At 71.4% G+C, this 14,096-nt stretch carries 15 protein-coding genes; 9 read left to right on the top strand and 6 right to left on the bottom strand.

Annotated elements, in window-relative coordinates:
* Positions 1 to 39: 39 nt before the first annotated feature.
* On the top strand, positions 40 to 888 hold the full coding sequence (locus H7344_RS02070) for a crotonase/enoyl-CoA hydratase family protein (RefSeq protein ID WP_186344336.1): 849 nt from the start codon (positions 40 to 42) through the stop codon (positions 886 to 888).
* Positions 889 to 918: 30 nt separating this feature from the next.
* Here H7344_RS02070 and H7344_RS02065 read toward each other — a convergent pair whose 3' ends face one another.
* On the bottom strand, positions 919 to 1,080 hold the full coding sequence (locus tag H7344_RS02065) for a hypothetical protein (RefSeq protein WP_186344335.1): 162 nt from the start codon (positions 1,078 to 1,080) through the stop codon (positions 919 to 921).
* Between the two features lie 26 nt (positions 1,081 to 1,106).
* On the opposite strand from H7344_RS02065, the gene H7344_RS02060 reads away from it, so the two are divergent.
* Positions 1,107 to 1,271: a hypothetical protein gene (locus H7344_RS02060; protein WP_186344334.1), complete on the top strand. Its 165-nt coding sequence runs from the start codon at positions 1,107 to 1,109 to the stop codon at positions 1,269 to 1,271.
* Between the two features lie 102 nt (positions 1,272 to 1,373).
* Positions 1,374 to 1,631 carry a hypothetical protein gene (locus H7344_RS02055; RefSeq protein WP_186344333.1) on the top strand — a complete coding sequence of 86 codons (258 nt, stop codon included), beginning with the start codon at positions 1,374 to 1,376 and terminating at the stop codon, positions 1,629 to 1,631.
* Positions 1,632 to 1,638: 7 nt separating this feature from the next.
* On the opposite strand, the gene H7344_RS02050 is transcribed toward H7344_RS02055, so the two are convergent.
* From H7344_RS02050 to H7344_RS02040, 3 genes are read right to left on the bottom strand one after another with little or no spacing between them, the layout of a single operon-like run.
* A complete protein-coding gene (locus tag H7344_RS02050) occupies positions 1,639 to 2,187 on the bottom strand; it encodes a TetR/AcrR family transcriptional regulator (protein ID WP_186344332.1) in 549 nt (182 codons plus the stop codon).
* 17 nt (positions 2,188 to 2,204) lie between these two features.
* The gene (fadD8, locus tag H7344_RS02045; RefSeq protein WP_186344331.1) at positions 2,205 to 3,872 is read right to left on the bottom strand and encodes a fatty-acid--CoA ligase FadD8; all 1,668 of its coding nucleotides are present in this window, start codon (positions 3,870 to 3,872) and stop codon (positions 2,205 to 2,207) included.
* Positions 3,869 to 4,912: an LLM class F420-dependent oxidoreductase gene (locus H7344_RS02040; protein WP_186344330.1), complete on the bottom strand. Its 1,044-nt coding sequence runs from the start codon at positions 4,910 to 4,912 to the stop codon at positions 3,869 to 3,871. Before H7344_RS02040 ends, fadD8 begins: the two co-directional genes overlap by 4 nt.
* Before the next feature lie 58 nt (positions 4,913 to 4,970).
* Here H7344_RS02040 and H7344_RS02035 point away from each other — a divergent pair, with 58 nt between their 5' ends.
* Genes H7344_RS02035 through map form a run of 4 tightly spaced genes read left to right on the top strand, consistent with a single transcriptional unit; the run spans position 4,971 to position 9,033 of the window.
* Entirely contained in the window at positions 4,971 to 5,933 is a 963-nt protein-coding gene (locus H7344_RS02035) for a Zn-ribbon domain-containing OB-fold protein (protein WP_186344329.1), read from the top strand.
* A gap of 16 nt (positions 5,934 to 5,949) precedes the next feature.
* Positions 5,950 to 7,002: a thiolase domain-containing protein gene (locus tag H7344_RS02030; RefSeq protein WP_186344328.1), complete on the top strand. Its 1,053-nt coding sequence runs from the start codon at positions 5,950 to 5,952 to the stop codon at positions 7,000 to 7,002.
* The gene (locus H7344_RS02025; protein WP_186344327.1) at positions 7,002 to 8,165 is read left to right on the top strand and encodes a thiolase domain-containing protein; all 1,164 of its coding nucleotides are present in this window, start codon (positions 7,002 to 7,004) and stop codon (positions 8,163 to 8,165) included. Before H7344_RS02030 ends, H7344_RS02025 begins: the two co-directional genes overlap by 1 nt.
* A 58-nt stretch (positions 8,166 to 8,223) precedes the next feature.
* Entirely contained in the window at positions 8,224 to 9,033 is an 810-nt protein-coding gene (gene map / locus H7344_RS02020) for a type I methionyl aminopeptidase (protein ID WP_186344326.1), read from the top strand.
* Here map and H7344_RS21020 read toward each other — a convergent pair.
* Both H7344_RS21020 and H7344_RS02010 read right to left on the bottom strand, forming a co-directional pair.
* Entirely contained in the window at positions 9,024 to 10,265 is a 1,242-nt protein-coding gene (locus tag H7344_RS21020; RefSeq protein WP_229706790.1) for a cytochrome P450, read from the bottom strand. The two genes, map and H7344_RS21020, sit on opposite strands and share 10 nt — an antisense overlap.
* Positions 10,266 to 10,308: 43 nt before the next feature.
* Entirely contained in the window at positions 10,309 to 11,556 is a 1,248-nt protein-coding gene (locus H7344_RS02010; protein WP_229706791.1) for a cytochrome P450, read from the bottom strand.
* 142 nt (positions 11,557 to 11,698) lie between these two features.
* On the opposite strand from H7344_RS02010, the gene H7344_RS02005 reads away from it, so the two are divergent.
* Both H7344_RS02005 and H7344_RS02000 read left to right on the top strand, forming a co-directional pair.
* The gene (locus H7344_RS02005) at positions 11,699 to 12,862 is read left to right on the top strand and encodes a steroid 3-ketoacyl-CoA thiolase (RefSeq protein ID WP_186344325.1); all 1,164 of its coding nucleotides are present in this window, start codon (positions 11,699 to 11,701) and stop codon (positions 12,860 to 12,862) included.
* A gap of 187 nt (positions 12,863 to 13,049) precedes the next feature.
* On the top strand, positions 13,050 to 13,988 hold the full coding sequence (locus H7344_RS02000; protein WP_186344324.1) for a type IV toxin-antitoxin system AbiEi family antitoxin domain-containing protein: 939 nt from the start codon (positions 13,050 to 13,052) through the stop codon (positions 13,986 to 13,988).
* Positions 13,989 to 14,096: the final 108 nt, after the last annotated feature.

Here is a 14,096-nt window from a genome sequence, read left to right as displayed (position 1 = left end):
AGACTAGAACACGTTCTCGTTCTTGGCTAGCATCCCGCCATGACCAGCACGGACGCCTCCCAGACCACTCCCGCGAGCGCCCCCAGCGGTGCCGAGACGCCGGAGGAGCCGCACTGCCTCGTCGAGCAGGACGGCCACAAGCTGGTCGTGACGATGAACCGTCCCGCCTCCCGCAACGCGCTCTCCGGCGAGATGCTCGCGATCATGGAGCAGGCCTGGGACCGGGTGAACTCCGACCCGGAGATCCGCGTCTGCATCCTCACCGGCGCCGGTGGCTACTTCTGCGCCGGCGCGGACCTGAAGTCGATGTCGAAGCGGCCGCCGTCGGAGAGCTTCGAGTCCGGTGAGTACGACCCGACGGTGATCAAGGGGCTGCTGAAGGGCTTCCGCCTCACCAAGCCGCTCATCGCCGCGGTCGAGGGCCCGGCGATCGCGGGCGGCACCGAGATCCTGCAGGGCACCGACATCCGCGTGGCCGGCGAGTCGGCGAAGTTCGGCATCTCCGAGGCCCGCTGGAGCCTCTACCCGATGGGCGGCTCGGCCGTCCGCCTCGTCCGCCAGATCCCCTACACCGTCGCCGCCGACCTGCTGCTGACCGGCCGCCACATCAAGGCGCCCGAGGCCAGGGAGATCGGTCTCGTGGGGCACGTCGTCCCCGACGGCCAGGCGCTCGCCAAGGCCCACGAGATCGCGGACATGATCGCCGCCAACGGCCCGCTCGCCGTCCAGGCCATCCTCCGCACCATGCGCGAGTCCGAGGGCAAGCACGAGGACGAGGCCTGGAAGGACGACGCCCGCGTCGGCGCTGCCGTCTTCGCCTCCGACGACGCCAAGGAGGGCCCCCGCGCCTTCGCCGAGAAGCGCGCTCCGCGGTTCACCGCCTCCTGACGTCGCGGCACTGCGCCCCCGCTTCGCGCCTCAGCGGGCGGAGCCGGGCGCGGCCAGCGCGCCGTGCAGGGCGGCCTTGACCCGGTCCGGCAGGACCCGGGCGGCGGCGGTGACGATCTTGTTCGGGAGGCCGGGGACGACCTGCTCCTTGCCGGCGAGCACCGCCTCGATCCCGAGCCGCCCTTCCGCCAAGGCTCCGTCCGCACCACACTGGCGGGATGAGCACCCCGAGCCGCCGCGATCCCGGCGACCGACCGGACTACCGCACGCTGCCTGCCGCCGTTCCGGTCGACGACACGGTGACGTCCCTCGACCCCACACCCCTCGCCGACCCCCACGCCGGCCACAACACCGACCAGCACGCCGCTCTCCGGGACGACTGACGGCGGCGCAGGGCCGCGGCCAGCGGGCCAGCGGGTCTGCCGGAGACGTTTCCCACAGCAGTGGTGGCCGTTGGCCGCGGGACGCCCGGGTACTGCGCGGGCATGACCAGCGACCTGGAAGCAACGACCGACGACCTGCTCAACACGATCCGCGAGCTCTGGCAGCGCGCTCAGGGCGGCGACGAGCTCGCGCCGCCGGAGGGCTTCGGCCAGGCGGTGACGTCGGTCAAGGACACCGAGATCGCCGAGGCGACCGGGCTGGAGCTGGACCCGGTGCGGGAGTACCTCGACAACGCCGACGGCACGCAGCTCGTCGTCGGCCGCGACGGCGACACCCGCGCGGTGCAGGGCCTCATCTAGGAGACGTTCAGGCGTCGCCGTCCACCAGGGCCTGGACGGCGGCGCCGTACCACCGGGCGACGTCCTCCACCGGTGCGCCGGTGACGACGGGGTCCTCGAGGATTGCGACCGCCTCCAGCAGCCCGCCCACCTGCGCGGCCACGAGCCGGGCCCGCAGGGCGACGTCCGGCCCGCTGAGCCGCTCGGCGAGCGGAGCGGCCAGGGTCGCGTCCATCGCCTCGAGCAGGTGGGCGCGGACCTGGTCGCTGTCGGTGGCCCGGATCATGGCGCGGTACGTCGTCCGGAACACGCGGCCGAGCCGGTCGTCCAGCACCAGGGACACGAGCCGCTCCCCCAGCCGGTCGACCGCACCGTCCAGCGCCTGCTCGAAGGCGCCCTCGACGTCGATCGTCTCGATGAAGAGCTGCTCCTTGGAGCCGAAGTGGCGCATCACCAGCGCGGCGTCGACGCCGGCCTCGGCGGCGACCGACCGCACCGACGTGGCGGCGTACCCCCCGGCCTGGAACTGCCGCCGGGCGGCCTCCGCGATCGCCGCGCGCGTGCTGGTGCCGGTCACGCGCGCAGGCTAGTGCGTCAGCCGACCGCCCGGTCGCCGGTCCAGTACTGCGCGCGCAGCGCCTTCTTGTCCGGCTTGCCCAGCGCGGTCAACGGGAGCGCGTCGGCGACCACGACCTGCTTGGGCGCCTGGACCGAGCCCTTGCGCTCCTTGACCATCTCCTGGATCTCGGCGGTCATCCGCGCCACCGAGCCCTCGTCGCGCGGCGCGTCCTCGCGGAGCACGACGATGGCGGTGACCGCCTCGCCGAACTTCTCGTGCGGGGTGCCGATGACGCCGACCTGGGCGACCGCCGGGTGCTCGGCCACGACGTCCTCGACCTCGCGGGGGAAGACGTTGAAGCCGCCGGTGACGATCATGTCCTTGGTGCGGTCGACGATGTACCAGTAGCCGTCCTCGTCCTCGCGCGCCACGTCGCCGGTGTGCATCCAGCCGTCGCGGAAGGTCTCGGCGGTGGGCTCGGGCAGCTTCCAGTAGCCGCCGGCCAGCAGCGGACCGGCCACGCAGATCTCCCCCGGCTCCCCGGTCGGGACCGGCTTGCCGTCCTCGCCGAGCAGCGCGGTGCGCAGGAACGCCGACGGGCGCCCGCACGAGGACAGCCGGCGGTCGTCGCCGCCCTCTCGCAACGACTCGGCGTGGTCCTCCTTGCCGAGGTAGGAGATCACCATCGGCGCCTCGGACTGGCCGTAGTACTGCGCGAAGATCGGCCCGAACCGGTCGATCGCCTCGCGCAGCCGCACCGGGTTGATCGCCGAGGCGCCGTAGTAGACGGTCTCCAGCGAGGACAGGTCCCGGGTGCGCGAGTCGGGGTGGTCCATCAGCGCGTAGAGCATCGACGGCACCAGCGTCGTGGCGGTGATCCGCTGCTCCTCGATCGTGCGGAGCACCTCGGCGGGGTCGAACTTCGCCAGGACGTAGAGACAGCCGCCCTTGAGCACGGTCGGCACGAAGAATGCGGCGCCGGCGTGCGAGAGCGGGGTGCACATGAGGAACCGCGGCGACTCCGGCCACTCCCACTCCGACATCTGGATCTGCGTCATCGTGTTCATCTGCCGCGCGGTGCCGATGACGCCCTTGGGCCTGCCGGTCGTGCCGCCGGTGTAGGTGATCGACACGACGTGGTCGTGCGGGAGCAGCACGGCCTCGAGCGGCTGCGGCTCGAACTCCGCCGCCTTCGCCGTCAGGTCCGTGGTCTCCGCGCGGGTCGCCGCGAGCTCCTCGGGCACCGGCCCGATGGTCAGGACCTTGTCCAGGGCCGGGCACCGCTCGAGCAGGCCGAGCGCCCGCTCGACGAACATCGGGTTCGGGTCGATGACGAGCGTGGTGATCTCGGCGTCGTTGATGACGTAGGCGTGGTCCTCCAGCGAGCCGAGCGGGTGCAGCGACGTGCGCCGGTAGCCCTGCGTCTGCCCCGCGCCGAGGATGAACAGCACCTCCGGCCGGTTGAGCGCCAGCAGCGCGCCGGCCGTGCCGCGGCCGGCGCCGAGCGCCTCGAACGCCTGGACGTACTGGCTGATGCGATCGGCCACTTGGCCGCCTACCAACGTCTCGGCAAATCCCTCGTCAGACGACGGTGACAACCGCATGACCGGCTTGGTGCGGTGCTTCTTCAGCGCGGCGACCATGAGGTGGCCGTTGTGGGTGCCGAGCCGCATGAGCTCCTCCGTGGTGTGGTCGGTGCTCATGCGAGCACCTCCGCGACGCGGCGGACCTCGTCCGCGGAACGGCAGCTGAGCAGCAGGGTGGTCACTCCGGTCTCCTCCCATTGGGCGACGCGTTCGCGCACCTCGCCCGCGGTTCCGATGATGTGCATGTCGTCGACCAGCTCGTCGGGGATGAGCGCGGTCGCCTTGTCCTTCTCGCCGGTCAGGTAGAGCTCCTGGACCTGCGCGGCCAGCTCGGCGTGGCCCATCCGCTCGAAGACCTGCTTGTGGAAGTTCTGGTCCTTCGCGCCCATGCCGCCCATGTAGAGCGCGACGAACGGCTTCATCGCGTCGATGACGGCCTGCTTGCCGGCGGCGTCCTCGACGATCTCCAGGTGGCAGGTGGCGGCGATCTCGAAGTCGGCACGCGTACGCCGCGCGCCCGGCCTCGCGAAGCCCTCGTCGAGCCACGGCTGGTACATCCCGGCCGAGCGCGGCGTGTGGAAGATCGGGATCCAGCCGTCGGCGATCTCGGCGGTCTGGGCGACGTTCTTGGGCCCCTCGGCGCCGAGCCAGATGGGGATGTTGGCGCGCAGCGGGTGGACGATCGGCTTGAGCGGCTTGCCGAGCCCCGTCGCACCCGGTCCGGCGTACGGCATGGGGTGGTGCGGGCCGTCGTTGATCACCGGCGCCTCGCGGGCCAGCACCTTGCGGATGATGTCGACGACCTCGCGGGTCCGGGCGAGCGGCTTCGCGAACGGCTGTCCGTACCAGCCCTCCACGACCTGGGGACCGCTCACGCCCATGCCGAGCACCATGCGACCGCCGCTGAGGTGGTCCAGCGTGAGGGCGTGCATGGCGATCGAGGTGGGCGTGCGGCCCGACATCTGCACGATCGAGGTGCCCAGGCGCAGGCGCGTCGTCTCGCGCCCCCACCAGGCCAGCGGGGTGAACGCGTCGGAGCCCCACGCCTCGGCGGTGAACACCGCGTCGAAGCCGGCGTCCTCGGCCGCTGCGACGAGCTCCGCGACCCCCGTCGGCGGCTGGGCGCCCCAGTAGCCGAGCTGCAGTCCGAGTTTCATGAGCGCCACCCTGGCAGACCCTTGCCGCGATTTCTAGAACGTGTTTCACTTCCGGACCATGTCCCGAACCTTGTCCGCTCCGGTCACGGTCGCCTTCGACTACACCCGTTCCACCGGCCCCGTCCTGGGCCGGTTCCTCACCGGGCTGCGCGAGAAGCGCGTCGTCGGCGTCCGCACCTCCGAGGGCCGCGTCGTGGTCCCCCCGCCCGAGTTCGACCCCGTCACCCACCAGCAGGTCGACGACTTCGTCGAGGTCGCCGACACCGGCACCGTCACGTCGTGGACCTGGGTGCCCGAGCCGGTCAAGGGCCAGCCGCTCGCCCGCCCGTTCGCCTTCGCGCTGGTCACCCTGGACGGCGCGGACGCGCCGATGGTGCACGCGCTCGACGTGTCCTCCCCCGACCAGGTGCGGACCGGCATGCGCGTGCGGATCCGCTGGGCCGAGGAGCGGGTGGGCGCGATCACCGACATCGCGTGCTTCGAGCCGGCCGAGGACGCCGCAGCCGGCACCGCGACCCAGCTCGGCGACCTGGGCGACAACCCGGTCACCGGTGTGATCACCCCGGTCGAGCTCGACTACCTGTACGCCGCCTCGCCGGAGGAGTCGTCGTTCTACCGCGCCATCGCCGAGGGGCGGATCATCGGCCAGCGGTGCCCGACCTGCGGCAAGGTCTACGTGCCGCCGCGCAGCGCCTGCCCCGCGGACGGCACGCCGACCACGGACGAGGTCGAGCTGTCCCACACCGGCACCGTGACGACGTTCTGCATCGTCAACGTGCCGTTCCTCGGCCAGCGGATCACGCCGCCGTACGTCTCGGCGTACGTCCTGCTCGACGGCGCGGACATCGCGTTCCTCCACCTCATCCTCGACATCCCGGCCGAGGAGGTCCGGATGGGCATGCGGGTCAAGGCGGTCTGGAAGCCCCGCGAGGAGTGGGGCACCACGATCGAGAACATCAGCCACTTCAGTCCCACCGGCGAGCCGGACGCGGACTACGACACCTACAAGCACCACCTGTGAGGGCGGGGAAGACACGATGAGAGACGTCGCCGTCGTCGGGTTCGCCCAGCGACAGATGGAGGAGTTCGACGGGTCGCCCACGTGCGTGGAGCTGCTCGTCCCGCTCTTCGCGGAGTGCTACGAGCAGACCGGGTGGACCCGGCGCGACATCGGTTTCTGGTGCTCGGGCTCGTCCGACTACCTGGCCGGCCGGTCGTTCTCGTTCGTCCAGGCCGTCGACGCGATCGGCGTCATCCCGCCGGTCAACGAGTCACACGTCGAGATGGACGCCGCCTGGGCGCTCTACGAGGCGTGGCTGAAGATCCAGACCGGCGAGGTCGACACCGCGCTGGTCTACGGCTTCGGCAAGAGCTCGGCCGGTGTGCTGCGCCGGACGCTGTCGCTGCAGCTCGACCCCTACACGATGACCCCGCTGTGGCCCGACACCGTGTCGCTGGCCGGCCTCCAGGCCCGCGCCGGCATCGACGCCGGCCTGTGGGACGAGCGGGCGATGGCCGAGGTCGCCAACCGGTCGCTGACCGACGCGGAGAAGAACGAGTACGCCATCCGGAAGGGCGGGTCCTCGGTCGAGGAGCTGCTCGCCCGCCCGATGTACGCCGACCCGTTGCGCAAGCACGACTGCGCGCCGGTGACCGACGGCGCGGCCGCGATCGTGCTCGCCGCCGGCGACCGGGCCCGCGAGGTCTGCGACCGACCGGCGTGGATCACCGGCATCAGCCACTACGTGGACCCGATCAGCATGGGCACCCGCGACCTGACCCGCTCCCCCTCGGCCGCCCGCGCGGCGGCTGCTGCCGGGACCGAGGGCGTCGAGGTGGCCGAGCTGCACGCGCCGTTCAGCCACCAGGAGCTCGTGCTCAAGCGCGAGCTCGGGCTCGCCGACGACGTCGTCGTGAACCCCTCGGGCGGCGCGCTCGCCGGCAACCCGATGTTCACCGGCGGCCTCATCCGCTTCGGCGAGGCCGCGAAGAAGGTCTGGCAGGGCGACGCGAGCCGCGTCCTCGGCCACGCCACCAGCGGCCCGGCGCTGCAGCAGAACATCGTGTGCACCATGGAGGGCAGGAACTGATGGCCAAGCAGCCAGCCGCGATCGTCGGCATCGGCCAGACCCACCACCGCGCCAAGCGCGAGGACGTCTCCATGGCGGGCCTGTGCCGCGAGGCGATCGACCGGGCGCTCGCGGACGCGAACGTCTCCCTCGACGACATCGACGCGATCGTCGTCGGCAAGGCGCCCGACCTGTTCGAGGGCGTGATGATGCCCGAGCTGTTCCTCGCCGAGTCCCTCGGCGCAGCCGGCAAGCCGCTGCTGCGCGTGCACACGGCCGGCTCGGTCGGCGGCTCGACCGCGATCGTCGCGGCCTCGCTCGTCCAGGCCGGCGTGCACAAGCGCGTCCTGACCGTGGCCTACGAGAAGCAGTCGGAGTCCAACGCGATGTGGGCGCTCTCGGTGCCCGTGCCGTTCAACATGCCGGTGCACGCCGGCGCGGGCGGCTACTTCGCCCCGCACGTGCGCTCCTACATCCGCCGCTCCGGCGCCCCGACCCACGTCGGCGCGATCGTCGCGGCCAAGGACCGGCAGAACGCGCTGAAGAACCCCTACGCGCACCTGCGCAACCCCGACACCACCGTCGAGTCGGTGCTGGCCTCGCAGGTGCTGTGGGACCCGATCCGGTACGACGAGACCTGCCCCTCCTCCGACGGCGCCTGCGCGATGGTGATCGTCGACGAGGACACCGCCGCCGCCTCGTCGAACCCGGCGTGGATCCACGGCACGGTGATGCGCTCGGAGGCCACCACCGCGGCCGAGCGCGACCAGGTGAACCCGCAGGCCGGCCGCGACGCCGCGGCGTACCTGTGGAAGCAGGCGGGGATCACCGACCCGCTCGCGGAGATCGACGCGGCGGAGATCTACGTGCCGTTCTCGTGGTTCGAGCCGATGTGGCTGGAGAACCTCGGCTTCACCGCCGAGGGCGAGGGCTGGAAGCTCACCGAGTCCGGCGGCACCGCCATGGACGGCCGGCTCCCGGTCAACTGCTCCGGCGGCGTGCTCTCCTCCAACCCGATCGGCGCCTCGGGCATGCTCCGCTTCGGCGAGGCCGCCCTCCAGGTCCGCGGCGCGGCGGGTGAGCACCAGGTCGACGGCGCACGCAAGGCGCTGGGGCACGCGTACGGCGGCGGGTCGCAGTTCTTCGCGATGTGGGTCGTCGGCGCCGACAAGCCCAGCAACTGACCCGGCGAGTGACCCGCCCGTGTCGGCCGGGGTGGGGGCGGCGTTCTAGGCTCGGCCCGTGATCGAGCTCCGCACCCCCACCCAGGTCGACGAGATGCGCGCCGCCGGGCGCTTCGTCGCCGACGTCGTCACCGCGCTCGCCGAGGCCGCCGACGTGGGCGTGAACCTGCTGGAGCTGGACGCCCTGGCGCACCGGATGATCCGCGAGCGCGGCGCGGAGTCCTGCTACATCGACTACCACCCGTCCTTCGGCGCCTCGCCGTTCGGCAAGGTGCTGTGCACGTCGGTGAACGACGCGGTCCTGCACGGACTGCCCCGCGACTACGTGCTCCAGGACGGTGACCTGCTCAGCGTCGACTTCGCCGCGAGCGTCGACGGCTGGGTCTCGGACTCGGCGTACTCCCTCGTCGTCGGCACCGCCCGCCCCGAGGACCTCGCACTGATCGACACCACGCAGCGTGCCCTCGAGGCCGGCATCTCGGCTGCGCAGCCGGGCGGGAAGATCGGCGACATCTCCCACGCGATCGCGTCGGTGGCGCGCGAGGCCGGCCTGCGGATCAACACGCAGTTCGGCGGGCACGGCGTCGGGCGCACCATGCACGGCGACCCGCACATCCCCAACGACGGGCGCCCGGGCCGCGGCTACACGCTCAAGCCGGGCCTGGTCATCGCCATCGAGCCGTGGTTCCTGCACACCACCGACGAGATCTTCACCGACGCCGACGGCTGGACGATCCGCAGCCTCGACGGCTCGCGCGGCGCCCACATGGAGCACACCGTCGCGATCACCGAGGACGGCTCGCTCGTGCTGACCGCGCGCGAGCGCGAGCCCGTCCTCAGGGGCGGGCTCGCGCCGGCTCAGGCGTAGCGGACCGGGAGGTCCTTCAGCCCGTTGATCCAGGAGTGCCGCAGCCGACGCGGCTCGCGCTCCTTGAGGATCCCGGGCGCGTGGTCGGCCAGGGCGTCGAAGATGACCCGGATCTCCTGCCGCGCCAGGTTGGCGCCCAGGCAGTAGTGCGCGCCGTGGCCGCCGAACCCGAGCTGCGGGTTGGGGTCGCGGGTGATGTCGAAGCGGAACGGGTCCTCGAAGACCGACTCGTCGAAGTTGGCGCTGGCGTAGAACAGCCCGACCCGCTGGCCCTTCGCGACCGTCACGCCGCCGACCTCGACGTCGTGCACGGCCGTGCGCTGGAAGACCGTCACGGGCGTGCCCCAGCGGACGACCTCGTCGACCATCGTGGCCGGGCGCTCGGCCTTCCACAGCTCCCACTGCTCGGGGTTGTCGAGGAAGGCGTTCATGCCGTGCGAGATCGCGTTGCGGGTGGTCTCGTTGCCCGCGACGGCCAGCAGGATGACGAAGTAGCCGAACTCGTCGTCGGTCAGGCCGCGCTCGCCCTTGTGGGCGTTGAGGAGCCGGGTGATGAGGTCGTCCCGCGGGTTCGCCTGCCGCTCGGCGGCCATCGTCATCGCGTAGCCGAGGATCTCCGCCGCCGCGACGTCCGGGTCACCCGGGTAGTCCGGGTCGTCGGAGGCGAGCATCTGGTTCGACCAGTCGAAGAGCTTGAACCGGTCCTCCATCGGTACGCCGATCAGGTCGGCGATCGCCTGCAGCGGCAGCTCCGCCGCGACCTCCTCGACGAAGTCCCCCGACCCGCGCTCGACGGCGTCCCGGACGATCTTCTCGGCCCGCTGGCGCATCAGGTCCTCGAGCTCGTTGATCGAGCGCGGGGTGAAGGCACGCGAGACGATCTGGCGCGTGGTCGGGTGCTCCGGTGCGTCCTGGTTGAGCATGATCACGCGCTGCATCTCGACCTGCTCGCGGAGCATGCCCTCGGAGAACCGGATGATCGCGCCGTTCTCGGCGTTGGACCAGTCCTTGGAGCTCTTCGAGATCGTCGAGACGTCGGCGTGCCGGGTGACGGCCCAGTAGCCGCTCCCGGACTCGGGGGCCATGCCGTCGTACGTCCCGGGCGCCTGCTCGACCCAGGTGAGCGGGCCGCTCTGCCGCATCGCCCGGAACTGGTCGTGCGGGACGGCCTTCTCGTTGACGAAGGGGTCGGTGGGGTCGAAGCCCTCGACGAGCACGTCGCTTGCGGTCACTGCGTTCTCCCTCTCTCGCGTGGTCGAGCCGGCCCCGAGCACGTCACCGGTAGGCGACGCGCAGCTCCTTGACCCCGTTGATCCACGAGCTGCGCAGCTTGCGCGGCTCGGACAGCTGCGTGACGGTCACGTCCCGGTCGGCCAGCGCACGGAAGATCAGGTCGACCTCGAGGCGGGCGAGGTTCGCGCCGATGCAGTAGTGCGCGCCGTGGCCACCGAAGGCCTGGTGCGGGTTGTGGTCGCGGGTGACGTCGAAGCGGAACGGGTCCTCGAACACGTCCTCGTCGAAGTTGGCGCTCGCGTAGAGCAGGCCGACCCGGTCGCCCTTCTTGACCTGCTGGCCGCCGACGACGACGTCGTTGGTGGCGGTGCGCTGGAAGACGGTGACCGGCGTGGCCCAGCGGATGATCTCGTCGACCGCGGTCGCGGGGCGCTCCTTCTTGTAGAGCTCCCACTGGTCGGGGTGCTGCATGAACGCGTGCATGCCCCACGTGATGGCGTTGCGGGTGGTCTCGTTGCCGGCGACGGCGAGCAGGATCATGAAGAACCCGAACTCGTCGTCGGTCAGGCCGCGGCCCTCGTCGCCCTGTCCGAGGTCGACGTCAGCGGTGACCAGGCGGGTGAGGATGTCGTCCTGGGGGTTCGTCCGGCGCTCGTCGGCCAGCGCCATCGAGTAGGCGAGGATCTCCATGAACGCCGTCATCTGGTCGCCCTCGACCTCGGGGTCGTCGTAGGACAGCATCTGGTTGGACCACTCGAAGAGCTTGCCGCGGTCCTCCTGCGGCACGCCGAGCAGCTCGGCGATCGCCTGGAGCGGGAGCTCGGCGGCGACGTCCTCGACGAAGTTGCCCTCGCCCTTGGCGATCGCGTCGTCCACGATCTGCTCCGCGCGGGCCTTGAGCCCGTCGTGCAGCGCGTTGATCGCGCGCGGGGTGAAGGCGCGCGAGACGATCTGGCGCAGCTTGGTGTGGTCGGGCGCGTCGTGGTTGATGAGCAGGAAGCCGGTCTGCTCCACCTCCTCGCGCGTCATCTCCGGGGCGAACCGGATGATCACGCCGTTCTCGCGGGTGGAGAAGTTGGCCTGGTCCTTCGAGACCGCCGCGACGTCGGCGTGGCGGCTGAGCGCCCAGTAGCCCTCGTGGTCGGGGAAGCCCGCCCGCGCCGCCTCGTCCTGGGCGATCCAGGAGACCGGCGCGGTACGCCGCAGCGCGAGCAGCTCGTCGTGCGGCAGGCGCTCTGCCATCACGTCGGGGTCGGTCGGGTCGAACACCGGCACGGCGGTTGCGGTCACGTGGAGTCCTTAGGAGGTCGGCACTAGCGGAACACGTTCTAGTGGCCGAGGTTACATACTGTCGGTACGGAAGGGAAGCGTCGCGGCGTACTGCTGGGACAGACCCTCCCGCGGAACGAGAACCTGTTCTAGTGTGCCGGGCATGGGCACTCCTGTGATCGTCGACGCCGTCCGCACCCCGCTCGGGAAGAAGAAGGGGTGGCTCGCAGGCGTCCACCCCGCCGTGCTGCTCGGCTTCGCCCAGCGCGAGGTCCTGGCCCGGGCCGGGGTCGACCCCGCGCTCGTCGAGCAGGTCGTCGGCGGCTGCGTCACGCAGGCGGGTGAGCAGTCGAACGACATGGTCCGCCGCGCCTGGTTGCACGCCGGCCTCCCCCAGCACACCGGCGCGACCGCGATCGACGCCCAGTGCGGCTCCGGCCAGCAGTCGGCCCACCTCGTCGCCGACATGGTCGCCGCCGGCACGATCGACGTCGGCATCGCCTGCGGCGTCGAGTCGATGTCGCGCATCCCGCTCGGCGGCAACGTCCCGCCCGGCCTCGGCGACCCGCGGCCGGACGACTGGACCATCGACATGCCGAACCAGTTCGAGGCGGCCGACCGGATCGCACGCAACCGCGGCCTGACCCGCGCCGACCTCGACGCGTTCGGGCTCGCCTCCCAGCAGAAGGCCCGCGTCGCCGTCGACGAGGGCCGCTTCAAGCGCGAGATCGCCCCGATCGAGGCGCCCGTCCTCGGCGAGGACGGCTCCCCCACCGGCGAGACCCGCCTGGTCGAGGCCGACCAGGGCCTGCGCGACACCACCCCTGAGGGCCTCGCCGCCCTGCGGACCGTCCTCCCCGACGGCCTCCACACCGCCGGCACGTCCTCGCAGATCAGCGACGGCGCCTCCGCCGTGCTGATCATGGACGAGTCGAAGGCGCGCTCGCTCGGCCTCACGCCCCGCGCCCGGATCGTCACCCACTGCCTGGTCGGCTCCGACCCGTACTACCACCTCGACGGCCCCGTCGACGCCACCGCCCGCGTGCTCGCCCGCACCGGGATGTCGATCTCCGACTTCGACCTGTTCGAGGTCAACGAGGCCTTCGCCTCCGTCGTCCTCTCCTGGGCCGGCCAGCACTCCGTCGACATGGACCGCGTCAACGTCAACGGCGGCGCCATCGCCCTCGGCCACCCCGTCGGCTCCACCGGCACCCGCCTCATCACCACCGCCCTCCACGAGCTCGAGCGCCGCGACGCCTCCACCGCCCTCATCTCCATGTGCGCCGGCGGCGCCATGGCCACCGGCACCGTGATCGAGCGGATCTGAGGCTGGTGCTCTGGTCGCGGCGGGCGTGAGGTTCATCGGGGCGCCGATGAACCTCACGGTCCCCCGACGAAATTTCGGTCGGCACCCGTCAGGTTCGTCGGGTAGCCGACCAACCTGACGGCTTCGTTGTCCACAGGCCGCTCCCACTCCGGGTGCGGCGAACGACGCGATCGATCAGTGTCGACCCATGATCGAGCACCTGGTTGACGACCTCGGGGTAGTGCTGCGCCGCGATCTGGTCGCGGCCGGGATCAACGACACGGCGATCGGCCGTCTCCTGCGGGGTGGCGTCCTGGTTCGGATGCGCCACGGCGTCTACGCCCTGACCTCGCTGTGGTCAGTCGCGGGCGACCGGCAGCGTCACCTCATGCTGGCGCGCGGCGTGATGACGCTGTACGGCGACGACGTCGCCCTCTCGCACAGCAGCGCCGCCCTGGCGTACGGCGCCCCGGACTGGCGCGTCCCCACCGACGTGGTTCATCTGACCAGTCTGTTCGCGGTCGGGGAGCGCACCCAGGCTCGCGTGCGGCACCACCAGGGCACCTGCCGGGTCCAGGACCTGTCCCGGTTCGAAGGCCACTGGATCACGAGCCCGCTGCGGACCGCCCTGGACGCAGCATCCATCCTGCCGCGCGAACCGGCGGTCTGCGTGCTCGACTGGTTCCTCCGCAAGCAGCTCGTCACCGCCGCCGAGATCACCGAGGCTCTGACCATTCGCCAGGACTGGTCCGACCACCTCGACCTCGTCCTGAAGTCCAGCCTCGCACGCGTCGGATCGGACAGTGTCGGCGAGACCCGCTCGCGACTGATCTTCGGCGACCTCGGTCTTCCCGAGCCGGTCCTGCAGATGGAAGTGCACGACACCAGCGGGCATCTGGTCGGGATCGTCGACTTCGCTTGGCCCGAGCACGGTGTGATCGTCGAGTTCGACGGCGCGGAGAAGTACCACCGCTACCGGCGCCCCGGCGAGACCATCGAGCAGATGGTCATGCGGGAGAAGCGTCGCGAGGACAGGATCCGGGAGCTGACCGGATGGGCGATCATCCGCGTCAGCTGGGCAGACCTGGCGAACCCCGCTGCACTCCGGGCGCGACTCCAGCGTTACCTCCGCCCGGCCGCGGCGTGACTCTGGCCGAACCTGAACCTGCCGGCGCCCCGACGAAATTTCAGCGGCGGACCGTGAGGTTCATCGGGTGGCCGATGAACCTCACGGCTCGGCCGCCCACGCCCGGCC

The organism is Nocardioides deserti, from assembly GCF_014266025.1.
Classification (GTDB): domain Bacteria; phylum Actinomycetota; class Actinomycetes; order Propionibacteriales; family Nocardioidaceae; genus Nocardioides; species Nocardioides deserti.
This window is presented reverse-complemented; position numbering and strand designations above follow the sequence as displayed.

Coding starts and splice junctions, on each gene's coding strand:
- H7344_RS02070 (WP_186344336.1), top strand. CDS start 40: ATGACCAGCACGGACGCCTCCCAGACCACTCCCGCGAGCGCCCCCAGC.
- H7344_RS02060 (WP_186344334.1), top strand. CDS start 1,107: ATGAGCACCCCGAGCCGCCGCGATCCCGGCGACCGACCGGACTACCGC.
- H7344_RS02055 (WP_186344333.1), top strand. CDS start 1,374: ATGACCAGCGACCTGGAAGCAACGACCGACGACCTGCTCAACACGATC.
- fadD8 (WP_186344331.1), bottom strand. CDS start 3,872: ATGAGCACCGACCACACCACGGAGGAGCTCATGCGGCTCGGCACCCAC.
- H7344_RS02040 (WP_186344330.1), bottom strand. CDS start 4,912: ATGAAACTCGGACTGCAGCTCGGCTACTGGGGCGCCCAGCCGCCGACG.
- H7344_RS02035 (WP_186344329.1), top strand. CDS start 4,971: ATGTCCCGAACCTTGTCCGCTCCGGTCACGGTCGCCTTCGACTACACC.
- H7344_RS02030 (WP_186344328.1), top strand. CDS start 5,950: ATGAGAGACGTCGCCGTCGTCGGGTTCGCCCAGCGACAGATGGAGGAG.
- H7344_RS02025 (WP_186344327.1), top strand. CDS start 7,002: ATGGCCAAGCAGCCAGCCGCGATCGTCGGCATCGGCCAGACCCACCAC.
- H7344_RS02005 (WP_186344325.1), top strand. CDS start 11,699: ATGGGCACTCCTGTGATCGTCGACGCCGTCCGCACCCCGCTCGGGAAG.
- H7344_RS02000 (WP_186344324.1), top strand. CDS start 13,050: ATGATCGAGCACCTGGTTGACGACCTCGGGGTAGTGCTGCGCCGCGAT.